Origin of the sequence: Streptomyces sp. NPDC001787, from assembly GCF_040297465.1 — a bacterium.
Taxonomy (GTDB): domain Bacteria; phylum Actinomycetota; class Actinomycetes; order Streptomycetales; family Streptomycetaceae; genus Streptomyces.
Window position 1 is genome coordinate 1 of record NZ_JBEOZE010000044.1, and the last position, 23,482, is coordinate 23,482.

The following is a 23,482-nucleotide window of genomic DNA, read 5'->3' on the forward strand; positions in this document are numbered from 1 at the left end:
TGGTCTCGCTTGCCGCCGGCATCTTGTTATACTGCGTGCCCCCCCCCCCCACCCCCGCACCCCCCCCAACCCCCGCCGGGGGGGGGGGGGGAGGCTGCGCAGCTGCGCAGCCTCCCCCCGCAGCCGTTCACGGAACCGGATCACTCGCACCGCAGGAGTCACCATCTCCAGTCAGTCCTCCGGCACCCCGTCCGACGGGCTCCCCCTCCCTGCCCGCGCCCCCTAGGCTAAATCCGGCCACATCTCCGGGCGCGGACTGATGCAGGGCGAATGGGCCTGTCGAGCGGATCCCATGCTTTGGCATGATCCCTACTGCTGCCACAATTCAGCCCTCATCAACGGAGTTTGCAATGAAGACCGCCCCTCTGGTCGGCACGTGCGCCGCGGCGCTCCTGGCCTTCGTCCTCACCGGATGCAGCCAGGACGATGCGCCGGCGTCCGCAGGCCCCGCCGGGGCCCCGCGGCAGGCCGCGTCCAGCCCGGCGGGCCTCCCCGACGGGATCGCGCCCCTCGGTACGGAGCAGCAGCTCGCCGACGGCGCGTGGAAGGCGACCGTACGTCCGCTGCAGGCGGCAACCCCGCCGGCCGGCGACTCCGTGCCCGCCGGCTGGTCCGCCGCTCGTGTGCAGGTGGACCTCACCAACACCGGTACCGACATCGCTCTGCTGCCCGAGACCGCGGCGACCGTCCGCGTGGGCGAGCTCGGGCTCGCAACAGTGCCGTTCACCGACAAGTCCCTGGCCGGCTTCCCCGAGCCGGACGCCGGCACCAAGGTCAAGCCGGGAGCGACGTTCACCGCCGACCTGGGGGTGGCCGTTCCACCGCAGAGTGCAGGCCAGCGGGCCACCGTCACGCTCGAGGCCACTCAGGCCGGCCTGGCCGAGGCCGACGCCGTGTTCTTCGAGGGGCTCCTGCCTGGCTCCCGGGCCGGCACCGCGCCCACACCCGCGGCCACCGCGGCCGCCGACTCGGCCATCGAGCTCGGCCAGTGGTCGCCGGACGGCGTGAGGGTCTCCCCGCTGCAGCTGGCCGCGGACAAGGGCGGCCGACGTGAGGCGACTCTCGAGCTGTCGGTGCGCAACGCTGACGACGAGCCCCGTTCAGGCATGGGGGTGACGCTGCGGGTCCTGGTCGGCACCGACCTCGCCACTGCGGACACCGCGTCCGCCGGACTCGGCTACGGGGACGCGCCCATCGCACCGCGCCGCACTGCCACGGAGACCGTCCGCGTCTCGGTGCCCTCGCGTACCGTTCCGGGCGCCGTGACCATCGAGGCGGAGCAGCGCGGCGCCCGCCTCATCTTCGAGGGGACCCTTAAGTGATCACCACGCCGCAGTACGCGGCCGCGGCCCCTCACCGGGCCGAGCAGCGGCACGACGAGGGGCCCCGCCCGAGAGCGTGCGGTGATGACCAGGCCGTCAGCGATCTCGGGAGAGTGAACTCCGTTCTGTTCGGCGTCCAGGCCTCCGCTCAGATCACCGTCAATGTCGACCCGGTGAAGTGGACGCAGGCGTCGGGCACGAAAGCCTCCGAGTCCGCGGTGCGCGCGGACCTGGTCGGTGTGATGCGGCGGGCCCTGGAGAGCGATGACGTCCTTACGAAGTCGGGCGCAAGCATCGCGGTGAAGCCGGTCGCGCTCCTCGACAGTGCCCCGGACGTCACCAAGTCGGTGAACGCCGATCTGTTCCAGCGGATGCGGGTGTACCCGTTTCCCGCCCACGGGTTCGCTCACGACACCCTCCAACGGCAGATCTCCGCGGGAAAGACAACTGCGTTGAGCTGCGGACGCGGAGGGCGGCTCGTCCGGGCCATCAGCCGGGCGGGCACCGTCGACTTCCCGACTGCCCCAGCGATCTACACCGACCGGCACGGCCGGCTGACCCTGCAGGCGCCCCCGCTCGCCGGGCTCCCTGCGGACGATGCCTGGTTCTACGCACCCGCCGAGGTGGCAGCCCTGCTTCTGTTCCCGCAACTGGCGCTCATCCTCGAAGGCGCCGACGCCGGCGTCATGAGCGGGCTGCGCCAGCTCCTCTCCTGAGCTCCGCCGTTCATGCCCGGACGGCGTGGCCGGCGGGGGCGCAGTTTGGCAGGGCTGTTCTTGAGTTCACGGCGAGGTCGCAGGTCGGTTGTCCCGTTCCTCGTCGACGGTGGAGCGTTTTCACCATCTGCTGAAGGTGCGTAGCGCGGGCAGTGGCGGGTTCAGAGACGGAGGGCGTGTATGCCTCTGTCGTTCGCGAAGTACAGCAGCCCATCGGCGGCGAGCGGCGGAGGCCCCGAGGTGCTCTCTCCCGCGCTCACGCGCCAGCGGGCCTTGCCGGTGCGGGTGTCGTGGCAGTACCAGTCCTCCAGGTAGCTGATGAACAGGCGATTCCCGGGGGCTGCGTCCGCCGCGTAGGAGGAGTCGGGGCGCTCACTTCGCCAACGCTCATGCCCGGTGCGCGCGGCATACGCTCGCAGCGTCGTGCGGTCCTCGTCGAAGCTGCTGTCCTCGCTCCAGCTCAGATACGCACCGTCCCTGTCAGCGGCGATGGTTGGACTTTCGTTGAGCGTGGTCGAGAAGGCCGGCGCGGTCCAGCGGCGCTTGCCCGACGTGGCGTCGAAGGCCTGCAGCCGCTGCTCGTCGCCCCTGCCGCGGCCCGGCGCGCTGATATAGACGGTGTCGCCCGACGCCACCGGCACCGAGGCGTGCGCCGCCGGTGCCGTCCAGCGGACGGCACCGGTGCGCGGGTCGTACGCCACCAGCTTCGAGCCGATGCCGACGTTGCCGTTACGCCCGAAGAGCAACCCCGCGGCGAAGGCGTCCAGAGTGCACCGGCCCCCGGCTTCTCCAGGGGCGCCGACCAGCGGACCACGCCGGTGCGTGGGTCGAGCGCCGTCAGGCTCTCATCCGGCGGGGTGACGTACGCAAGGCCGTCACGCACTTCAAGGAGCGAGGCGTCGGCGCGTCACAGCAGGTCCCCGTTCCTCGTGTCGAGTGCGTACAGGACACTGGACGGCGGGTCAGGATCATCGTCATAGGTGAACGGCAGAAAGCTGACCAGGGCGACGGAGCCGCTGACCCACACAGCCCCCGCACCGGGCTTGCTCAGGCGGCGTCCCGGGGCCTGGTGCCACATCTGCTCGCCGTCCGCGGTGCGCAGCGCCTGCACGGCGCCGCCGTCCGTAGCGACGAACACGGCCGGTGCGCCGGGGAGGGCGCCGGCCAACGGCGCGTGCCAGCGCCGGCGGCCGGTGACCGCGTCGATCGCGTACAGCCCGTCCTCCTTCGACCTGACGTAGAGCACGCCGTCGTGACGCACCGGCGGGCCGTCCAGGACCTGGCCAATGCCGTCCTTGTCCGGCAGGACGAAGGTCCACAGCGGCTTGCGGATCGGCGGTTTGGCCTCCTCCGGAGCACCGCCGAGGACGGTGCACGCGGAGGTGGTGATGGCGAGCCCACCCACCGCACCGGTCGCCAACTTCAGGGCCTGGCGGCGGCCGATTTCCTGCTGTCCCCCCGGTGTACGCATCGGGGCAGGCTAAGCGACGGCCGCGGACCGCGGGCTACATTCACGGGCGATGTCGACAGCGCGCTCCCGCCCCGGCAGACGACCGACCGGCGCAGCACGTCGGTCGGCGCCGCCACCCATGCGGCTGGACCAAGCTCCTGCCGGGCCCGAAGCCGACGAGTTCGGTGCCCCGCGGGTGGTGGGCGTGAACGGGAAGTTCGCGTGCTCCGCATGGCCGCTGCAGAACCGGCCTGAGAAAAACGGTGGGGCCCGGTCTGGAGTCGTGCCCATACTGGCGACGACGGAAGCGAGACTCCTATGCCGCAGGTCGACCCGGACGTTCTCGGCGCGCTCATGGAAGCGGCGAAGGATGCCGTCTCCTATGAGGCCATGGCCCTCGTGCTGGCGGCCGCGGACATCGACACGAACACGGCCGTCGAGCAGCGCGCCGCCCTGCTCGCTGCGCTGCGCCTCCGCCTTCCTGGGACCGGGAAGGCACAGGGCTTCACCGGGACGTTCTTCGGCGGCCCGCGCAGGCCTTGGTCTGTGAGTCTGCCCGAGGTCACAGCCGACCAGCTCAAGATCTGGAGCATGTACGCCGATGCCGTGAGCGACCCGTTTGTCCGGGGCCGGCTCCATCATCTGCTGTTGGTCGCAGGACACGGCCACAAGCCCGATCGCATCCGGGGCGCCGCCTCCGGGTATCTGGGCGCGGCGCCGCTTCTGCTCGCCGCCCCCGAACGTGTCCCCGGGCTGGCACTCGCGACCGAGTGTCTGCGCTGGGCCGGAGAGCTCGCCCGAACCTTCAACCAGTCCGACCTGCGGAAGCACGCCACCGAAAGCATGGTCGCTCTGGCGGAACGTGTCCTGGGCGACCCCGAGGACGAACCGAGGGTGGTGGACAGTCTTCTGCAAGGGCTGCGCACCCAGGATTACGACATCACGGGCCTCGCGGAACGCGCCGCGCATCGTTACGCCAGCGATGTGTACGCCCAGGTCGACTTCCTCAAGCTGCTGCGGGGAGAGGTGACATCCGGGCCCCGCCGAACTGACATCGACACCGCGATCGTCAACGCGTTCCTCGACGCCGCCGATGCCGACGTCAACACCGGGTTCCGCCGCCTGCATCTGCTGACCCGGGCCGCGACCGAAGCACGCGATCTGGGCCTGCCGGAGCTGCGGGTGCGTGCTGAGATGGCCCTGCAGCACACCGACCCAAACTCTCTGGGATGGACTCGCATTGGTCGCGAACTCAAGATCCCGCGTGCCCTGTTCGAGATGACGCGCGCGCACATCGACGCCGCCGCAGACCTGCGAGATGCCCTGTGGCGAACCACGGAAGACGTCCATCCGGCGATGCGCGAGCGCGCCGACGACGCGCGCGAGCAGGAGGGGCTGCTGCGGATTCCGCGCACGCGCATCAACACCGTGGGGCCTGTCCAGGTCACCCCGCCCGCCGCCGCCGACGACGACCACACCGTCGAACTGCAGGTCCGCGTGTTGGACGCCCTCGGAATTTTCACCGCCGATCAGCTCGACCACATCCAGGAGCGTTTCGTACCCGCCGAGGCCGAGCTGATCGCCGCCCTGGCCCACGGCACTGTGCTGCCCGAGCCGCGCGCCCGAACCCTCGCCCACGCTTTCCGGTACTTCTGGCTGGGGGAGTTCGACGCGTCCGCGTGCATCGCCCTGCCCCAGGTCGAGCAGATCCTCAGGCAGCTCCTGCGCCCCCGAGTTCCGATCGTGTCTGTGGCCAAGGGCCAGACACCCGGTACCGTCGACCAGCTGGGCGGGCTCATTCGCAGCATGCCGGCCGCCGGGTATCCTGCGGATTGGAGCCGAGCCCTGGAGCTTCTCCTCATCGACCCCGACCGCGGCATGAACCTGCGCAACAACGTCTGCCACGGCTTGATCGATACCCCACCCAAGCACCGCGTCGCGCTCATCCTCCAGGCAGCGATTTACCTGCTCAGCCACGCACACGGCTATCGAACGCTCGCGCCGATGGCCCGGCCCGCACCCTAGACGGGTTCCGGGACTGGCGATCTCCCAGTCGTGTACTCACCGGGGACCGGTCCGACCAGGCGGTGGTCGCGACCCCAGAGGGGTCACGTGCGCTCGGGTGGGTTCCGTCGGAACTTGGCCGCCTCCAAGCAGTGGGCCCAGTTCGCCAGCCCGTTCTCGATGCGCGCGAGTGAGGGGTACGAGGTGTGCTGGAGTATCGAGGTGGCTTGGCTCAGCTCACCGGTGGCGACGGCCTCGGCGGCCTTCTGCCAGGCGGTCTGGAACTCCTGCTCCACTGCTGCGTCGACATCGCTGCCGGGCAGGCCTGCCGTCAGGCCGTCCGGCATGTTGAGCAACGCCCGGGACAGGAGCGCGTCCAGGGCGCGCTCGCTCTCGCTCGGGGACTTGGCCGTTCCAGTCGCCTCCGGAACCTGGTCTACCGGGATGGCGGTGCCATCAGCTATGGACCGGTCCATGGTGTCGAGCACGTCGGCGATGTCGGGCACGTCGTGGGCGAGGTACCGGATGCGCCCCAGGGCGCGGGCCATGGCCGGCAGCAGGATTTCGGCGCGCTCGCGCTCAGGGTCGGTAGGCAACACAAGCTCCGTCAGGTCGGATCGGCGATTGGGACAAGTGGTAGGCACATTAAGCAGGTTGGCCTGCTGCTGTTCAGAGAATGCGAGCGTGCCGGGCGGTTAGGTGCTGCCTCGAACCGACGCGGTGCCGCAGTCAGCGCTCCGGACGGGGGAGCCAGACCGCTCATCTCTGGAACAGGGGAGGGCCATGCATCGCAGGGCAGCCGTCAGCCACCGGCGGAAATCGCCCCACCTTCACTGCGACGCGTCACGCCGGCCACCACCACCTCGTGAGAAACATGCTCCATCGATGTCACACGCCGCCTGATTTCCACACCTCTATGGGCGTTGGAGATCCCCGAAGGAGGCCAGTGACCACCATGACCGGACCGAGGTCCGTGCAGTCCCTCATCGCTCCGCCACCCATCCGGCGTGTCCGGGAAGTGGCCGTTTTCCGTAACCGCTTCGGCACCCTGTTCAACGACGACGTGATCGCCCCCTCCGGTTCTACCGGCCAGTACCTGCGATGGCAGTGGAACCAGGAGGGTGTCGTAGTCGTGCCCGTCGGCCCTGGCGGATACGCCCTCGTGACCTCCTACCGGTACCCCGTCCACGCCGCGTCCCTGGAGTTCCCGCGGGGCGGCGCCGAGGGCGACGAGGGACTCGCAGCGGCCGCCGCCCGCGAACTACGCGAGGAAACAGGGCTGGTCAGCCAGACCGTCCGCCCGCTGGGTGTCATCCATGCGGACACCGGCATCCTCGCCTCCCCGATCCACGTCTTCGTCGCGCAGGTGGACGCCGCGACGGCGCAGCCCGCCCAGCCCGAAGCCATGGAGTCCCTCACCGAACCCGTCTGGGTCACGCCCGAGGAACTGCCCCGGTGGCTGTCCGAGGGCCGGATCACCTGCGGCGTGACCTGGCGGCGCTCGCGCTGGTCCAGTCCCGTCACCGCGCACCGGTTGGAGAGCGCGCCGGGACCGTGCCGGTGTAGGTACAGCCCGGGCCCCTCTGACGGCACCGCCGATCAGGTGCTCCGCCCGTGCCCATCACGGGCGGAGCACCCGCGGTCGAAAGGCGCCGGTGCGGTGCTGGCGGCGTGATTCAGGCCAGGGCCACCAGTGGCCCGGTGCGCGCCGCCGGCGCAAGCGCCTGCTCTCGGGAGCAGGTCCTCGTCCGGGGCATGCAGATTTCCCCCTCCCGGATGTCACACGGAGGCCGCCGCGCACACCTCTATGCGGTCGGCACGTTCCCGCCAATGCCAAGGAGTCTCGTATGGACAAGTCAGAACACGCCGGACCGGCTCCCGTCCGGCGACTCCGATTCGCTCGCCTGCGCCGGTTGCTGTGGCGCGGAGCCGGCGGGGGAAAGCCGCTCGCCGAGCTGAGCACGGCGCGCGCCGTGTGCCGGGCCATGCTCTTCACGCTGCTGGCCGTCAGTCTCGTCGGCACGCTGCTGACGACGATCTACCTGCCAGCCCCGTGGGGGCGCCTCCTGGTGCTGCCCGCCGCTGTCGGAGCGTTTTGCACGGGCATTGCCGCATGCCTGTATGCGGCCCTTGCCTCGTTCTCCGTCATCGAGGCGGCGCACCGGCGGGCGGCCGCGACGAGTGCCGCGGTGAAGCAGAACGTGGCGCGCCGCAAGCGGGCCCGGACGGCCGCGGCGCCGGAGTGACATCCGTGCTGCTCAGCGGACGTCGGTGCCGTGCACAGACCCGAAGAGTCAAAACGGAAGAACCATCACAAAAGCATCTTGACGGGTATGGAGTCCGGTGTCAGATTCGGGGTGATCACCGCTCAGATTCACGACAGACGGCGGTGGTTGAGAGCTGGTCTGTTACGTGCCGAGGGGGTGTCATATGTGTTCACATGCGTCCGAACTGGCCGCAGCGATCAGGAGCGCGCTGCAGGGGGCCGGGCGCGCCCAGGAAGGACGTGCCGGTGGCCGGTCGCGGGGTGACCGACTTCGCTCCGGTCTCACTGCTGAGCGAACGCACGGCTGCGCAGCTGTCCCGGGAGGGCCTGGCGCAGGCGGCTTCCCGGGACGAGCCCAGCCTGAGCGCGGCACACATCAGCCTGTACGAACTCGGGCGCCGTACCCCCCAGCTGAGCACGCTGACGGCACTGGCGAGGGCGCTGCGCGTCGAGGTCCGCGCGCTGCTCGTGCCGGTCGACGCTGCGGATCTGGCCCGTCTGCGGGTCGAGGCCGGGATCCGGCAGCGGGATCTGGCACGGATGCTGGGGCTGCCGCAGGCCCGTTGGTCCCGGACCGAGCGGGGTCTCGCGGCAGCGGAGGCTCCGGTCCTGGCACGGGCGGCCGACGCGCTCCACAGACCGTACGAGGTGGTGGCCCGCTCGGCCGTCCACACACGCCGTACAGCTCTCTCGGCTCCTGCTCCCAGGATGCGCCAGCGCGAAATGACCATGCCGAGGCCCCTGTTGACCACGTACGCTCCTTAGCTCGCACGCGCCCCATCGCGTAGATCCGGTCAGTGCCGGGTGTGCCGCACGGCGCACTTCCACGACCACAATTGAGGGGAATATGCCCATGGCACCGTCTTTCGAGGTAAACGTTCCGAAGACCGTCACGACGCGCGCGGGCGCCACGGCGGCAGGGTTGTGCGCCGTGATGCTCCTGGCGGGCTGCGGCGGCGGTTCGGACGCCCCGGCACGGAAGACGCCGTCCGCCCCGGCTGCCACCAGCACATCGCCCTCGGCCGGCCCGGAGGAGGAGGCCCGGAAGCAGGTGCTGGCCGCCTACCGCGGCATGTGGACGGAGCAGGTCAAGATCTACGGCAGCGGCTCGTTCAAGGGCGCTCAGCTGGAGAAGTACGCCGCAGACAAGGCCTTGGCGAAGGTGCGGGCAGCGGCCTTCTACTACCAGAACAACGACCTGGTGGTGAAGGGCGAGCCGAAGCTGAAGGACGACCCGAAGGTCACGCTCTCGCTGGGCGGCGACTCGAAGAGCGCGACGATCGTCGACTGCGTGGACAGCACTCACTTCGTTCCTCAGAACAGCAAGACGGGCAAGAAGTCCGAGCTCGCCGGCGACAGCCGGCGCAAGGTGCAGACCTCCAAGGCTCAGTACGGCAGCGGGAAGTGGATGATCACCGACTCCACCATCGACAAGGGGTCGACATGCTGAGCCTGCGCGGCCGCGGGACTCTCCTCACGGCCGCCGCAGTCCTCGTGCCGTTCCACCTGGGCCTGACTGCCGGGGTGGCCGCAGTCGACGGCGACAAGCCCGGCGGAGGCGTCGAGTGCCCCGATCTGGTCCCCGACTGCGACCTCAACGCAGGTGGTGGCGGCAGCCAGGACAAGCCTGATAAGCCGGACAAGCCTGGCGGCAAGCCGGGCGGCGGGGGCACCGGGGGCAGCGCGAAGTGCTTCATCGAGTGGGACGACATCGGCGAAGTCCCCTGTCACGACCCCGAAATGGGCTGGTTCAACCCGGCTGGCCAGTGCTACTGGGAGATCCTGGAGCCGCAGCCGGCCAAGGACGCCGCCGACTGGGAGTGGGGCACCGCGGCACCCGGCGACGATGCTGCGCGCGCCAAGGGCAAGGTCTACAACGTGACCTGCCCCGGCGCCGGCCGTGAACTCATGGGCGGCTCCACCTGGAGCCTGAACCCGCCGGGCTTCGGCGGCGGCCCGACAGCCGAGGAACTCGCCCAGGAAGCAATCAAGAAGATGCGGCTCCTGGGCGCCGACATCGGCAGCGCCCCCAAGGCGGGAAAGGCCGGCCTGGTCGGCATGCCGGTGTGGATCTGGAACAACAAGACCCCTCGAACCTGGGGCCCGATGACCGCCAGCGCATCCGCACCAGGGATCACGGTCACTGCTACCGCCAACGTGAAGAAGATCGCGTACACGATGGGCGACGGCGGCTCCAAGGAGTGCACCACAGCAGGAACGCCGTACGAGAAGCGCTTCGGCGGGCAGCCCAGTCCTGACTGCGGCTACCGCTACACCAAGACGTCCAGTTCCCAGCCGGACAAGGCCTTCACCGTCACGGCCATCACGACCTGGACCGTCCACTGGGCCGGCGGCGGCCAGGAGGGCGACATCACCACCACGCGGGTCGCCGAGCCCGCCCAGATCACCATCGGCGAGGCCCAGGCCGTCGCCAAGCCCTGATGCTCCCGCACCCTGAAGGAAGCCGTCCATGAGCACCGCACCCAGCCCGTCAGACCCCGACACCACACGACCGGCACCCGCCCCGCAGCCGCTGGTACGCCAACCCGTCGTCCGCCGCCGCAGGTCCAGCTGGATCGCGCTCGGTGTGGCCGTGATCTGTGTATGCGGAGGCGCCGGCGGCTGGCTGTACACGGTGACCAGTCACCGTGAGCCGGTCGTCGCCGTCGCCCGGGATGTGCCTATGGGCGCGGAGCTCAAGGCCGAGGACCTCATCGAGGCGCAGATCGCCACCGACCCGGCGCTCAAGCCGGTGCCGGCCGCGGACCTGAACAAGCTGATCGGGAAGCGCACCACGGTGGGCCTGTCACGCGGCAGCCTGATGACCCGCTCGTCGGTCACCGACGAGCCGCTGGTCAAAGCCGGTGAGCAGCTCGTGGGGGTGTCGCTGGCGTCCTCACGGCTTCCGGCGACCCGGCTGACTCCCGGGCAGACGGTCAAGGTGATCCACACACCCAAGGAGTCGGCGACGGGAGCCGCGGACGACGACAAGACGGCCGGCCAGACCCTGCAGGCCACCGTCATCGAGGTGGGAAGCGCGGACAACAGCGGCGACCGTGTGGTCGATCTCGCGGTCAGCGCGCTCGACGGGATTCGGCTGGCCACCTGGGCCGCCTCCGGCGAGGTTTCCCTGGTGATCGTTCCGGTGGAGGGCTGAGATGACTGTCATCGCGTTCTGCGGCGCCAGCGGCGGGCCCGGCGTCACCGCCACCGCGCTCTCGGCCCTGCTCACGTGGCCTCTGCCGAACGGGCGGCGAGTGGTGCTGGCCGAATGCGACCCCGACGGCGGGTCGGTGGCCGCCGGCTACCTCGAGTCGCGCGTCTTCGGCGACCGCGGCCTGCACCACCTGCAGACCGCCGACCGCCGCGGCCATCTGGAGGAGGTGTTCTGGCAGCAACTGCTCAACCTGTCCGAGCCGGAGGCAGACGCCAACCGGCTGCTGCTCCCCGGGTTGATCAGCCCGGCCCAGGCCGTGGGACTGCACCAGACGTGGCCCCGCCTCAGCCAGTTGTTCAGCGACCTCGAACAGCGCGAACCCGGATACGACCTCCTGGTCGACCTGGGCCGCTCCGGTGCCGCAGGCGCGGCCAGCGCCCTGGCCCGCAGCGCGGACCTGACGCTGGTCGTCGTCCGCGGCACGCTGCGCGCCGCACACGCGGCCAAGCCCCGGGTGGACGCCCTGCGCGCCGCGCTGCAGATGCACGGACGCGACAGCAGCCGCATCGGACTGGTGGTGATCGGCGAAGGACAGTTCCGGCCGCGCGACATCGCCGAGGAGCTGCAGTTGCCGGTCTTCGCAGAGCTGCCCTTTGACGAGAAGACCGCCCGCGTGCTGACCCACGGCGGGGACGGCGGGCGCGGCTTCGCGAACACGCCGCTGATGCGCAAAGCCGCCGAGATGTCCCGCACCCTCCAGGCCCTGGCCGTACAGGAGCAACTGCGCCTGCACGCCCCGGCCGAGCAACGCCCCACCACCCTCCTGCGCCGCCTGACCACGAAGGGAGCCACTCATGACACAGCGAGGTAGGCCGCTCTTCCCCGGGCCGGACTCCTCCGGCCACGGGCAGTTCTCTCCCGCCGCCCCGCGCCGCGGCGACTCCACTCCCGTGGCCTCCGGCCCCGTTGTGCTCCCCGGCGCGCCCACGGCTGCGGGGCGCGCGGCGTTGTGGGACTGGGGCACCGTGCGCGCGCTGCGCGACGAACTCAGCACGCGAATGGCGCCGGAGTACCAGGCCTACAAGGAATCGGCCGGCAAGGAGATGACGGGCGAGGAGGCCGAGCAGTGCGGCTGGGAACTCATCCAGGACCTCGTGGCCCGCTGGGCAGCCGATTTCTCCGCATCTCGGCAGATCTCTCCGACCTCCGCGGACGAAACGGGCCTGGCCCAGGCCCTCTTCGACCTGCAGTTCGCCCACGGCCGGCTCCAGCCCTATCTGGACGACGACAGCGTCGAGAACATCCTCATCAACGGGTGCGACGACGTGTGGGTGGACTACGCGAGCCAGCCCAACCGCAAGGTCGCGCCGATCGCCGAGTCCGACGAGGAACTCGTCGAGCTGCTGCAGATGCTCGCCCGGCGCCACGGCGCCGGTGAGCGCAGCCTGTCCAAGGCCTCCCCCACCCTGGCCCTGCGCCTGTCGGACACCTCGCGCCTTCAGGCCCTGACCGAAGTCACCCCGCGCCCCTACGTCGTCATCCGCAAGCAGCGGGTGCGCGACGCCAGCCTGGAAAAGCTCGTCGAGTTCGGCACCATCGACGCGAGCCTGATGTACTTCCTGCGCGCCGCGATGACCGCCCGCAAGAACATCATGATCAGCGGAACGCAGGGGGTGGGGAAGACAACCATGCTCATCGCCCTCGCCCGGGAGATCGACCCCCAGGAGCGGGTCGGGACCCTGGAGACCGAGTACGAGCTCTTTCTCCACGAGGTCGGCCACCTGCAGCAGGTCGTGCCGATGGAGGCGCGGGAGGGCAACGGCGAGCGGGTCGACGGGCGGGACGCCGGTGAGATCGAACTGGCCGACCTGATCGCGCCGTCGCTGCGCATGATGCTGCGCCGCATGATCGTCGGCGAGGTCCGCTCACGGGAGATCGTGCCGATGCTGCAGGCCATGAGCGCCGGCGAGGGCGGCTCGATGTGCACCATCCACGTCAAGCGCGCTGACGCGGTGTTCGCGCGGATCGCCCAGCTGTGCATCCAGCACGGCGGTGGCATGACCCAGGAACTCGCCTACCTCACCTCCGGCATGGCGCTCGACTTCGTCGTACACATCCACATGGACGACCAGACCGAGCACGGCGGACGGAAGGAACGTTTCGTCAACCAGGTCCTGGAAGTCACCAGCGAGTTCAGCGAACTCACCGGGGCCCCGGCCTTCAACCGCATCTTCACCCCGGGTCCCGACGGCCGGGCCGTGCCCACGGGCATCCAGCCGGCCTGCCTCGACGACCTGCTCCGCGCCGGATTCAACCCGGAGTGGCTCTCCACCTACCAGAACATCGGGGCCTGGACGTCCCGACCGAACGGCAAGGTGGCCTGAGCATGGGAATGCTGATCGCCGGATTCGCCACCGCCGGCTCCGTGATGGGCCTGCTCCTCCTGATCGCCGGGGTGCGGGGCACCCCCGCACCGACCAGTGCCCGCCCGGTGAAGGTCCGCCAGGCCCGGCCGCCCCGGGCCCGCCGCATCCTGCGCCTTCAGATCGGAGGCGCGGCCGCGGGCGGCATGCTGATCTGGGCCGTCACCGGCTGGCTGCCCTCCGCCTTCATCATGGCCCTCGCCGTGTTCTTCCTGCCCTGGCTGCTCAGCCCCAACAAGAACGCCACCGAGCAGATCGAGCGCCTTGAGGCGCTCGCCCAGTGGACCAAGCGGCTGTCCGACCTGGTGAAGACGGGCATCGGCATCGAGGACGCGATCGCCACATCGGTGCGCACCGCGCCCAAGCCGATCGAGCGGGAGATCGCCGACCTGGCGGTACGGCTGCACTCGCGGATGGAGCCGCGCGAGGCCCTGACCGCGTTCGCCCGGGCCCTTGGCGATCCGCGGGCCGACCTCGTCGCCGCGGCCCTGCTGCTGCGCATCCGCGACCGCGGTCCGGGCCTGGCCGACGTCCTGTCCGACCTGGGAAGCCGCACCAAGGACATCGTCCGCCGCCGGCGCGACACCGAGGCCGAACGGGCCAAGCACCGCACCACGGTCCGCTGGATCTGCGCCATCACCGTCGTCGTCGTCATCGCCACCTCCTTCAACAAGGAGCAGGTCGCACCATACGGAACCCCCTTGGGAATGATAGTCATGCTGGTGCTGATGGCCGCGGTCGTCGCTCTGTTCTGGTGGATGAACCGGCTGGGGACCACCGTCACGCTGCCGGGCTTCATGGGCACCGGCGCCCCCGCCGCATCCTCCGCCCAGCCGGTCGACCAGACGGAGGTGGCCAAGTGACCCCGCTCGCCCTTGCCCTGCTCATCGGCGCCGGCATGGGCGCCGGCCTGTTCCTGCTCGTACGCGAGCTCTTCCCGTCCGGCCCCGCCCTCGGCCCCGCCCTGGAGCGCCTGCACGGAACCGCCGCCGCTCCCCGGTCCCACACGTCCGGTGACGAGCCCCCTGCCCTGACCCGCGCTGGTGACGCCGTCGCCGAACGGGTGCGTCACCTGCCCGGCATCACCATCCCCGTCAAGAACCTGAACCTCGTCGGCGAATCGGTCGGGGAGCTGTTCGGGGCGAAGCTGCTGCACTTCGCCGTCGGGCTTCTCCTGCCCTCCCTGTTCACGCTGATCGTCGCAATGGCCGGCATCCAGTTCCCCATCATCCTGTCCAGCCTGGTCGGCCTGCTGACCGGCGCAGCAATGTGGTTCGTTCCCGACGCCCAACTCGCCAAGCGCGCCACCCGCGCCCGAGCCGAGGCCACCCAGGCGATCATGGCGTACGCCGAACTCGCCGCCATGGAACGGGTATCCAGCGCCGGCGCCCAGGACACCCTGGAACGGCCCGCCGAAGTCGGCAGCGGCTGGCCCTTCCAGCGCCTGCGCGCCGCCCTGCTGCGCGCCCGCCTCGACCGGGCGCCCGCCTGGGAGGCACTGCGGCAGATCGCCGACGAACTCGACGTACCGGCCGCCGCCGACATCGCCGACATCGTCAGCAGCGCCGGCACCGACGGTGCCGCCATCTACACCACCCTGCGCAGTCGGGCCGAAAGCCTCGCCGACGAACAGGCCGCCGACGACCAGGCCCGCGCCAACGCCGCCTCCGAAAGCCTCGTAGTGCCCGTGACCCTGCTGTCCATGGTGCTGCTCGTCTTCTTCGGTTTCCCGGCCGTAGCGCGCATCTTCTCCGTCTGAACAGCAAGGGAGCACCACCGTGATCAACGACCTGAACCTGCGCATCGCCGTCACCGTCCACGCCGCCGTGCTCCGTCTCACCACGTCCCTCCACCAGCACCTGGACGAACTGCGTGAGGACGGCGAACGGGGCGATAACAACATCAGCATGATCATGTGGATCGTGGGGGTCGTGGCGTTCGCCGCCATCGCCATAGCCGCGTTCAAGGTCCTGGGCCAGGCCAAGCTCGATGGAATGACGGGGCTGTGATGCCCCGATCTGCGTGGCTGCGCCGCGTGGCGAGACGGCTGCGCAAGGACGACGGTGACGCGTCACTGGAGGCTCTGATGATCTTTCCGGCGGCACTCCTGATCGCTCTCCTGCTCGCGGAGGCCTGCAACATCTACTACGCCAAGACCCTGGCGACTACCGCCGCACGCGAGGCGATCGCCGGTGCCCGCGGCTACGGCAGCTCCACCGACGAGGGCCTCGCGCGCGCCGACGCCCTGTTCGCCCGGGCCCCGGACAGTCTGCTCAGCCCGCGGGTCAGCGTCACCAGCGGCGCCGAGCGCATCGAGTTCACCGTGACCGGAAAGGCCCAGTCCGTGCTCGGCCTGAACATCACCGTGAGAGAGCACGCCACCGGCCCGGTGGAAAGGTGGTCCAACCCGTGAGCGCACCCGTGCGCCGGAAGCTGGCCGACGACGAGGGCCGCATCGCAGTCGAGTTCGTCATGTGGGTGCCGGCCGCCCTGCTGTTCTTCGCGCTGGCCATGGTCGCCGGACGCATCATCACCTCAAGCAACGCGGTCGATGCCGCGGCCGCCGACGCTGCCCGCGAGGCCTCCCTCGCGCGTACCGCGGGCGAGGCCTACCCGCGGGCGAGGGCGGCAGCGCAGTCGGCGTTCGACGACAGCAAGCTGCACTGCTCCAGCACGTCGGTCACCGTCGACACCTCCGGGTTCTCCGCGCCGCTGGGCCAGTACGGGGCGGTCACCTCGCGCGTGCGGTGCACGGTGCAACTTGCCGACCTGGGACCCGGATTCGGCTCCAAGACGGTCGAATCGTCCTTTACCTCCGTCATCGACAGGTACCGCCAGCGATGAACCACCTGCCGCGTCTTCGCACGCTCCTCGCCCCGATGCGCACCGACCGCGGCTCTCTGTCGCTGTGGTGGATCCTCATGGTGATCCCGCTGCTGGTCATGCTCGGAATCACCTACGACCTGGGCGGCAAGCTCCGCGACATCGAGCACGCCGACGCGATCGCCGCCGAAGCGGCGCGCGCCGGGGCGCAGGCCATCGACCCCGCCCAGGCGGTCCCCGGCGACGCCGTCGTCCTGGATCCGGGCAAAGCCTCCGCCGAAGCCCGCCGCTACCTGAGTGCCGCCAGTGTGGACGGCACGGTCACCGTCGATGGCAACGGCACCACCATCACCGTCGACGTCACCACCCAACGTCCCACCGTCTTCCTGCAGATCCTCGGCCAGCCCTCGCTGGACGTCCAAGGCCACGCCTCGGCCGAACTGCTCCACGGCGTCGGCGCACCTGAGGAGTGAACCCCGTTATGACACCCCGCCGATCCCGCAGTCTCACCGTCAACCTGTTGCGCGGCCTGGCCAGCCTGCTGGCCCTGCTCGCGCTGCTGGTCGGCGTGCCCGCCCTGCTGTGGTTCCTCACCAGCGTGCTCCTGCCCCACGGGGTCTCCCTCGACGAGATCACCGCCCTGATGACGTCCCGCAACCTCGGCGCACCGTTCTTCGCCGTGGTCATGGCGGGCGGCTGGATCGGCTGGGCTGTCTTCGCCCTGTGCACCTTGATGGAAATCCCCGCCCAGCTGCGCGGCCGGCCGAGCCTGACCATGCCCTCCATGGGTGTCCAGCGGCTGGCGGCCACCCTCGTCGGCGGTGTCCTGCTCCTGCTGCCCGCCCAGGCCGCCATGGCCGCACCATCGAACGGCGCACCCGCGCACGCGCCGGCCGTCTCCACCGCAGCACCGCAGTCCGTGCCCTCCAGCGCACCCCAGTCCGCTCCCGCGGCCGCCACCTCCACCAGCTACACCGTCCAGCCCCGGGACAGCCTCACCAAGATCGCCCTGCAGGAACTCGGGGACGCCGGGCGCTGGACGGAAATCGCCCAGGCCAACGACGGCCGCACCATGACCGACGGCACGACCTTCTCCGCGCGCGGCGTCCTTCAACCAGGCTGGAAACTGCTCATGCCCAAGGACTGGAAGCAGCAGGACCAGCAAGCGGAGCCCTCCGACGCCCGTCACAGCGAACACACCGTGCGCACCGGGGAAACACTCTCCGAGATCGCCGAGAACGAGCTCGGGGACGCCGCCGACTACATGGACATCGCCCGCCTCAACCAGGGCCACAAGCAGGACGACGGCCGCACGTTCACCGACCCCGACACGATCTTCCCCGGCTGGAAGCTGGCCCTGCCCCAGACCGGCTCCGCCCCCTCACAGGACAAGCCCGCCGACAAACACCCCACTGATGAACAGGACCCCCAGACAGACCAGGACGCCGACACGAAGGACCCGTCCCGGCAACCCGAACCCCCCGACCACGATGCCGCCGGCTCCGACACCAACCGGGACCCCATGCCCTCCTCCCCCGCCGACCCTGCCCCCGAGCAGTCCACGCCAGCGGCCGAGCCCGCGCCCCAGGACGACGGCCCGAGCATCGCCGTCACCGCGGCCGCCGTCACGAGCCTGTTCGCCGCCGCCGTCCTGGCCGCGCTCGGCGCGCGCCGAGCCCACCAGCAGCGCCGCCGCCGCCACAAGCGGCGCATCCCGATGCCCGCCCAGAACACGCCCAGCGCCAACCTCGAGCAGGAACTGCGCAACACCTCGTTCGCCGACGGCCTCGACCTGCTCCACCAGGCCCTGCGCACGCTGGCCGCGAACTGCGCCCGGACCGGCCGGCCCCTGCCCGAAATCGAAGCAGCCCGGCTCGATGCCCGCGGCCTCGAACTGCACCTCTCAGCTCCGGCCCCGGCCATCGCCCCTTTCACCGAAAGCGAGTCCAACCCCTCGCTGTGGTGGTGCCCCGGCCGAGGCGCCGCACTGCTGTCCACCGACGAAGCCCGCGACATCAACGCCCCCTACCCGGGGCTGGTCAGCATCGGGGAGACCCCCGATGGCGACCCGGTTCTGGTCAACCTGGAAAGCATCGGTCTCCTCCAACTCCAAGGCAGCGCCCAGGATGTGGCCGCGATCATGCTCGGACTGGCGGTCGAGCTCGCCTCCTCCGCGCTCACCGACGACACCTCCCTGCTGCTGTCCGGACTCGGCGCCGAGCTCGAAAACGTCTTCCCCGCCCGCGTCCATCACCATGAAGCCCTCGCAACCGCGCTCGACGAACTGCACGCGCACGACGCCCTCCAGCGCGGCGCCCTGGACACGGCCGGCGCGGACAGCCTGCTCTCCGCCCGCCTGGCCACCGACGGCGGTGACACCTGGACCCCCCAGGTCCTCATGTGCCCGACGGCCCCCACCGGACAGCACGCCGAGGGCCTGGCCGACCTGCTCTCCTCCCGCCCACGCACCGCACTCGCCGTGATCACCGCCACCGAGAGCGCCCTGGAGCTACCCGGCACCTGGCTGGTGCCGGCCACCCCCGGCGCCGAAGTCGAACTGCCGGGCCTGGACCTGACCGTCACCCTGCAGCGCCTGGAAGCCGAGGCGTACGCCCCGCTGCTGGAACTGCTGGCCACAGCCAACAGCACCGCCGACGCCCCCGCCCCCGCATGGACCGCAGAACCGAACGGGCCGCTCCCCAACGAACCGGATGGGCCCGACGACTCGGGTCTCACCCCGCAGGCCACCGCCGGCAGCCCGCCGGTGCCACCCGTCCAAGTCCACGTCACCACCACTTCCGCGGGCAACTCCGCCGTAGCTCTGCCCGACCTCACCGCACTGGCCCCGCAGGCGGCCGGCGACGCTGCCGACGGATTCGCGGACTACGGGCCGGAACCGGACCCCGACAACGGCCTGTCACCGGAGGCCGCCGGCATCGGGATCGACCCGCAGAACGGGCCCGCGATTCTGCAGAGCCCGCCGACGGACGACGACTTCCCGGCCGAAGCGGCTTCGTACCCGTCCGAGGACCCGTGGGCTGCGGAAGAGAACAGCGCCCTGAGCGCCGCCGTCAGCGACCCGGACGCGCCCGCCCCGGTAGTCATGAACAAGCCGACGCTTCCTGATGACCCTGACGGCGAGGCCCCGGTGGACTTCGACGACGTCTTCGCCGAAGTCCTCGACGAGCGGCACGGCCACTCCCCCTTCGACGTACCGCAGGACGTCACCGATTCCGACACCGAAGAACCCGACTCCGCTGACCCCGCCCGCGCCCTTGCCGACGCCGCCGTCGGCGATGGGGAAGAAGACGACGCCTTCGCACCCGTGCCGGCCACCGTGCAGGCTCCGGAACCGCCCCTGGCCCGGGTCACCGCCGTCACCTCCAGCGTGCTCGCCGCGCTGAACACGCCGCCCGACCCACCCGCCGCCCCGCAGATCCGCGTCCTGGGCTCGGTCGACGTGGCCGGAGCCCTCGGCCGCGTCGAGTCCTACCGGCGCAACACACTCACCGAGATCGCAACATGGCTCGTCCTGCACCCCGGCCACGGCCGGCGCGAACTCGACGAAGCAATCTGGCCAGGCCAGCGGATGCTCGCGGGCACCCGGAACGCCCTCATCAGCAAGCTGCGGGCCTGGTTCGGACGCGATCCCCGCCTCCCCGCCGACGCTCCCGACAGCTTCTACCTGCCGCCCATCAACAACGGCGTCTACACGTTCAGCGAGGACGTCACCGCCGACTGGCACCAGTTCAAGGACCTCTACCGCCAGGGCATGCACCGCCAGGGTGAGGACGCCGACACCGCGCTCGCCCACGCCCTGGCCCTCGTCCGTGGCAGGCCGTTCTCCGGCATCGACCAGAGCCGCTACGTGTGGGCCGAGCACGACATCCAGGAGATGATCTCCGCCACCGTGGACGTCGCCCACGAGCTCGCCGTGCGCCGTACTGCCGCCCGCGACTTCCGGGCCGCGGCGAACGCCGCATCCGTCGGACTGACCTGCGACATCCAGGCCGAACTGCTGTACCGCGACCTGTTCCAGATCTACAGCGAGACCGGCGACCGGGCCGGCATCGAGCGCACCGCCCATCAGCTCAACAGGATCGCGACCGAGACCGGGCTCGACAACTCCCCCGAGACGGTGGCACTTCTCAATTCGCTGCTGGCGGCGGCGAGTGCGTGAGAACCGGTGTAGGTTCCGCGTCTCGATGGACAACGGACCCGTGGAATGGGCAATGAATGAACAATTGCGCGGTTCGGTGAGCAATGGATCTCGCGACCTGCGGCTTGCCGGGTCGATCGGGCGCGAAGTCCGTTGCTGAGGGCCCGGATTGCTCATGATCGCGTCTTGAAACGAGGCATCGGTATTGCTCACGGACTCGGACGCCGCAGGCCAGAGGATCACGCGTGCCCACGAACCCGCGGAACCTACAACCGGTCCAGGATCCGCGGTTTCGTGAGCAATTCCGCGTGAGCACCGTCCGAGCAAATCCGGACGATCATGAGCAGCGGCAACGCTCAGTAGCTGTCAGTTGTCCCGCTGCCACACCTGACGCCCGTCTCGCACCCGGCCACCGTGTCACTCGGCCCGAGCGCCGCCTGACCATCGGCTGGTGACCACCCGGAAAGCGCGCGGCGAGCAGGGACCGCGATCTCTGCGGCAAGCTGTGTGGTCACAAGTATTTGGGGGTCAGGTGGACGCCAACGGCACGGAATCCGTGGTCGACGACCGAGCGGACCGGTCGAGCTCGATCGGCGAACGGGCTGGTGACCTGGTGGCGTGCGTCGTCGTGTGGGGCGCCGCGCTGATGACTGCGGCGGCGGTGCAGGAGGTGTTCACCTTCCTACCGGGGTTCGTGCCGTGGGGCGGTGAAAGCCCGCGGAGTTTCCTCACGTCGATCGGTGCGGCGGCAGGGCTTGTGGCTACGGCGGTCTTCGCGTCGTTCGGCGCGGGGACGATATCGGTGCGGGTCGCCGGTGGCCGGCTCGTCGACGGCATGGGACTACGGGCGCCGGTGTCGATGCGGCAGACGCTGCGGTGGGCGGCTGTAGGGGCCGCCGCCGCGGTGGCCTTGTGGGCGATGGCGAAGCTCCTGGCTCTCTTTCCGGGCCTGACGTCAGTTCCCGCCGACGAGGACCCGCGACTCATCGCCGTTGCGCAGACCTCGACGCCGATCCGGTTCATGTACGGGCTCATCGCCCCCGCTCCGCTGGAGGAACTTGCTTTTCGGGGACCTTTGTTGGCGCTGTTGCTGGCCCTCCTCGCGGCGCAGCATCGCGGCAGTTGGACGGGGCGCCGGTGGGTGCGGTGGTCACTGATGGGCACCGCCATCGCAGCTTCGGCGGTTGTGTTCGCGGCCGGGCACACCATCGGGGGGAGCGTCAACGTCGCGCACGCGGTGGCCAACGCGGTGATCACCACGGCTGTCACTCTGTGGCAGCGGTCGCTCTTCCCGGCCCTGGCCGCACATGGGCTCTATGATGCGTGGGCCTTCGCTTGGGGATGACGCACTACTGGGCCGTAGAACTCCGACCCGGGAGAGTCGGCCCTCTGGCGACAAGAGGTGTCCGATCAGAGCCGGGGCCGAGCGCAGCCGGGGCCGCTCGTCATCGAAGGCGTCGGGCCCACCCCACGGCAGGCAGAGCGGCGGCCGGCGGCGAGGTGCTGCCGGACTGGCGGGGCCCCACCCTTGACCATCCGGTCCGGCAGCTTCCCGGGGTAAATGCCGCCCAGGCCCGATCGGTGACGGCGGATTCCCGGGCACGGTCGCCATTGCCGATACCGTGCGGTGTCTATGGCGTCACATAGTGGGCGCCGAAATCTGGAGGCACCACCGCATGCTGATTGCTCCGCCCCTCGCTGACCGAAGAGGTCGTGGACGAGTTCCGCTCCCGGTTCACCCTTGAGCCACTGGAACCGGGCTTCGGCTACACGCTCGGCAACTCCCTGCGCCGTACGCTCCTCTCCTCGATCCCGGGTGCGGCCGTCACGTCCATCCGTATCGACGGTGTCCTGCACGAGTTCACCACCGTGCCGGGCGTCAAGGAGGAGGTCACCGACCTCATCCTCAACATCAAACAGCTGGACCTTTCTTCGGCGCACGACGAGCCGGTCGTGATGTACCTGCGAAAGCAGGGTCCCGGCCTGGTCACCGCTGCTGACATCGCGCCGCCGGCCGGTGTCGAGGTGCACAACCCGCACCTGGTCCTCGCAACGCTGAACGGCAAGGGCAAGCTCGAGATGGAGCTGACCGTCGAGCGCGGTCGCGGCTATGTCTCCGCCGTCCAGAACAAGCAGGTCGGTCAGGAGATCGGGCGCATCCCGGTCGACTCGATCTACTCGCCCGTTCTCAAGGTCACCTACAAGGTCGAGGCGACCCGAGTCGAGCAGCGCACCGACTTCGACAAGCTCATCGTCGACGTCGAGACTGCGCTGGTACGCCGGTCCTTCTGAGCCTGGTGGAGGGCGACGCCTGGGCGGCACTGAATGAGAGGGCGGGCGATCGCCCACGCGGACCGCGGGCCGACATGCTCTCGCCGGCAGGTGCCTTGCTGTGGGCGGGCGTCGCCGAAGAGCTCGCTGACATCGGCTACCACGAGGCCCTGGAGTGGACGGACGAGCCCTACGTGCCGCTGATCCCGGACGACGAGGACCCCGAGGACATCCTCTTCATGCGTCTGCCCCGCTGCGCCGACCGGCAGGACCAGACATTCCGGCTCCAAGTAGCCCGGGCGTTCGCGGACTTGGCCGCCGACGTCCGTGCAGGTGCGCTGCCGGTCCCCCGTACGCACGGTGAGGACCTGGCGATAACCATCACCTGCAATCGCGCCGCCGAGCGGGCCGAATCCGCCCAGTGCATGGCTGAGGATCCCTTCGATGCCGAGGAGAGCGAGGAGGACTGGTACGGCATCCCGCTGTCCGCCTTCGCCCGTCTCGCCCCGTCCGAGTTCGACTACTCGATCATGGACGAAACTCTCACCGCAGCCGCGGAGGCCTATCTGCCGTGGGGGGACGAGACGGGTTATGAACACCCCGATCACGAGGTCAACCAGAAGATGAGTGGGGAGGTTCTGCGCCCGGAGAAGTGTTCGACACCTTCGCCCTGGACACCGACGAGCCGTTCAAGACGACGGGCTGCCTCGTCCTGAGCGACCGTCCCCCGGTGGCACTTGAACAGCTGCACCGGATTCTTCCCGGTGTCACGGCCCCGGGACGTCGCATGCGGCTGGGAGTCTGCTGGGCCGCTCCCGACGGCCGTCACGAAGAAGCGCAGTGGTACTGCGTCGACGTGACCGGCATTGAGGAGCACTCGGCCGGCCCACG

23 protein-coding genes and 1 pseudogene are annotated in these 23,482 nt (G+C 70.1%); 21 read left to right on the forward strand and 3 right to left on the reverse strand.

All coding sequences use genetic code 11. The annotated features are described in order from the left end of the window. Positions 1 to 350: 350 nt before the first annotated feature. Together ABT170_RS36930 and ABT170_RS36935 are read left to right on the forward strand one after the other, a co-directional pair. A complete protein-coding gene (locus ABT170_RS36930) occupies positions 351 to 1,322 on the forward strand; it encodes a hypothetical protein (protein WP_351874910.1) in 972 nt (323 codons plus the stop codon). Beyond that, positions 1,319 to 2,038, forward strand: coding sequence for a hypothetical protein (locus ABT170_RS36935; RefSeq protein WP_351874913.1), 720 nt, complete (start codon positions 1,319 to 1,321; stop codon positions 2,036 to 2,038). The genes ABT170_RS36930 and ABT170_RS36935 overlap by 4 nt, the downstream gene beginning before the upstream one ends. A gap of 161 nt (positions 2,039 to 2,199) precedes the next feature. Here the strand turns inward: ABT170_RS36935 and ABT170_RS36940 are convergent, their stop codons facing one another. Next, positions 2,200 to 2,784 carry an outer membrane protein assembly factor BamB family protein gene (locus ABT170_RS36940; RefSeq protein WP_351874916.1) on the reverse strand — a complete coding sequence of 195 codons (585 nt, stop codon included), beginning with the start codon at positions 2,782 to 2,784 and terminating at the stop codon, positions 2,200 to 2,202. 161 nt (positions 2,785 to 2,945) lie between these two features. Next, positions 2,946 to 3,509 carry an outer membrane protein assembly factor BamB family protein gene (locus ABT170_RS36945; protein ID WP_351874918.1) on the reverse strand — a complete coding sequence of 188 codons (564 nt, stop codon included), beginning with the start codon at positions 3,507 to 3,509 and terminating at the stop codon, positions 2,946 to 2,948. 297 nt (positions 3,510 to 3,806) lie between these two features. On the opposite strand from ABT170_RS36945, the gene ABT170_RS36950 reads away from it, so the two are divergent. Then, positions 3,807 to 5,513, forward strand: coding sequence for a DUF4209 domain-containing protein (locus tag ABT170_RS36950; RefSeq protein WP_351874921.1), 1,707 nt, complete (start codon positions 3,807 to 3,809; stop codon positions 5,511 to 5,513). A gap of 83 nt (positions 5,514 to 5,596) precedes the next feature. On the opposite strand, the gene ABT170_RS36955 is transcribed toward ABT170_RS36950, so the two are convergent. Beyond that, positions 5,597 to 6,088 carry a hypothetical protein gene (locus tag ABT170_RS36955; RefSeq protein ID WP_351874924.1) on the reverse strand — a complete coding sequence of 164 codons (492 nt, stop codon included), beginning with the start codon at positions 6,086 to 6,088 and terminating at the stop codon, positions 5,597 to 5,599. Positions 6,089 to 6,447: 359 nt separating this feature from the next. Here ABT170_RS36955 and ABT170_RS36960 point away from each other — a divergent pair, with 359 nt between their 5' ends. The 18 genes and pseudogenes from ABT170_RS36960 to ABT170_RS37045 all read left to right on the forward strand — a co-directional run bounded on the left by ABT170_RS36960 (position 6,448) and on the right by ABT170_RS37045 (position 23,307). Next, positions 6,448 to 7,167 carry an NUDIX domain-containing protein gene (locus ABT170_RS36960; protein ID WP_351875094.1) on the forward strand — a complete coding sequence of 240 codons (720 nt, stop codon included), beginning with the start codon at positions 6,448 to 6,450 and terminating at the stop codon, positions 7,165 to 7,167. A 172-nt stretch (positions 7,168 to 7,339) separates the two neighbouring features. Then, the gene (locus ABT170_RS36965) at positions 7,340 to 7,738 is read left to right on the forward strand and encodes a hypothetical protein (RefSeq protein WP_351874927.1); all 399 of its coding nucleotides are present in this window, start codon (positions 7,340 to 7,342) and stop codon (positions 7,736 to 7,738) included. Between the two features lie 266 nt (positions 7,739 to 8,004). Beyond that, entirely contained in the window at positions 8,005 to 8,523 is a 519-nt protein-coding gene (locus tag ABT170_RS36970; protein WP_351874930.1) for a helix-turn-helix domain-containing protein, read from the forward strand. 88 nt (positions 8,524 to 8,611) lie between these two features. Further along, positions 8,612 to 9,208, forward strand: a complete 597-nt coding sequence (locus tag ABT170_RS36975) for a hypothetical protein (protein WP_351874933.1) — start codon at positions 8,612 to 8,614, stop codon at positions 9,206 to 9,208. Further along, a complete protein-coding gene (locus ABT170_RS36980; protein WP_351874936.1) occupies positions 9,202 to 10,200 on the forward strand; it encodes a hypothetical protein in 999 nt (332 codons plus the stop codon). The genes ABT170_RS36975 and ABT170_RS36980 overlap by 7 nt, the downstream gene beginning before the upstream one ends. Positions 10,201 to 10,228: 28 nt before the next feature. Further along, the gene (locus ABT170_RS36985; RefSeq protein ID WP_351874938.1) at positions 10,229 to 10,915 is read left to right on the forward strand and encodes a CpaB family protein; all 687 of its coding nucleotides are present in this window, start codon (positions 10,229 to 10,231) and stop codon (positions 10,913 to 10,915) included. Between the two features lies 1 nt (position 10,916). After that, positions 10,917 to 11,786: a CpaE/TadZ family protein gene (locus tag ABT170_RS36990; protein ID WP_351874941.1), complete on the forward strand. Its 870-nt coding sequence runs from the start codon at positions 10,917 to 10,919 to the stop codon at positions 11,784 to 11,786. Next, the gene (locus tag ABT170_RS36995) at positions 11,770 to 13,299 is read left to right on the forward strand and encodes a TadA family conjugal transfer-associated ATPase (RefSeq protein WP_351874943.1); all 1,530 of its coding nucleotides are present in this window, start codon (positions 11,770 to 11,772) and stop codon (positions 13,297 to 13,299) included. Before ABT170_RS36990 ends, ABT170_RS36995 begins: the two co-directional genes overlap by 17 nt. A gap of 2 nt (positions 13,300 to 13,301) precedes the next feature. Beyond that, entirely contained in the window at positions 13,302 to 14,201 is a 900-nt protein-coding gene (locus ABT170_RS37000) for a type II secretion system F family protein (protein ID WP_351874946.1), read from the forward strand. Beyond that, positions 14,198 to 15,097, forward strand: coding sequence for a type II secretion system F family protein (locus ABT170_RS37005; RefSeq protein ID WP_351874949.1), 900 nt, complete (start codon positions 14,198 to 14,200; stop codon positions 15,095 to 15,097). Before ABT170_RS37000 ends, ABT170_RS37005 begins: the two co-directional genes overlap by 4 nt. 19 nt (positions 15,098 to 15,116) lie before the next feature. After that, positions 15,117 to 15,347: a hypothetical protein gene (locus tag ABT170_RS37010; RefSeq protein WP_351874952.1), complete on the forward strand. Its 231-nt coding sequence runs from the start codon at positions 15,117 to 15,119 to the stop codon at positions 15,345 to 15,347. Continuing rightward, complete coding sequence (locus tag ABT170_RS37015; RefSeq protein ID WP_351874955.1) at positions 15,347 to 15,751, forward strand: TadE/TadG family type IV pilus assembly protein; 405 nt, start codon at positions 15,347 to 15,349, stop codon at positions 15,749 to 15,751. The genes ABT170_RS37010 and ABT170_RS37015 overlap by 1 nt, the downstream gene beginning before the upstream one ends. Then, positions 15,748 to 16,182, forward strand: a complete 435-nt coding sequence (locus tag ABT170_RS37020; protein WP_351874958.1) for a TadE/TadG family type IV pilus assembly protein — start codon at positions 15,748 to 15,750, stop codon at positions 16,180 to 16,182. The genes ABT170_RS37015 and ABT170_RS37020 overlap by 4 nt, the downstream gene beginning before the upstream one ends. Further along, the gene (locus tag ABT170_RS37025; RefSeq protein WP_351874961.1) at positions 16,179 to 16,634 is read left to right on the forward strand and encodes a pilus assembly protein TadG-related protein; all 456 of its coding nucleotides are present in this window, start codon (positions 16,179 to 16,181) and stop codon (positions 16,632 to 16,634) included. The genes ABT170_RS37020 and ABT170_RS37025 overlap by 4 nt, the downstream gene beginning before the upstream one ends. 8 nt (positions 16,635 to 16,642) lie before the next feature. After that, on the forward strand, positions 16,643 to 20,341 hold the full coding sequence (locus tag ABT170_RS37030; protein WP_351874964.1) for a LysM peptidoglycan-binding domain-containing protein: 3,699 nt from the start codon (positions 16,643 to 16,645) through the stop codon (positions 20,339 to 20,341). A 511-nt stretch (positions 20,342 to 20,852) separates the two neighbouring features. Next, positions 20,853 to 21,665, forward strand: coding sequence for a CPBP family intramembrane glutamic endopeptidase (locus tag ABT170_RS37035; protein ID WP_351874967.1), 813 nt, complete (start codon positions 20,853 to 20,855; stop codon positions 21,663 to 21,665). Between the two features lie 338 nt (positions 21,666 to 22,003). Then, a pseudogene (gene rpoA, locus ABT170_RS37040) lies at positions 22,004 to 22,603 on the forward strand (DNA-directed RNA polymerase subunit alpha); the annotation flags it as partial. Between the two features lie 83 nt (positions 22,604 to 22,686). Beyond that, positions 22,687 to 23,307 (forward strand): hypothetical protein, encoded by a 621-nt coding sequence (locus ABT170_RS37045; protein WP_351874970.1) that lies wholly within the window; start codon positions 22,687 to 22,689, stop codon positions 23,305 to 23,307. Positions 23,308 to 23,482 lie beyond the last annotated feature (175 nt).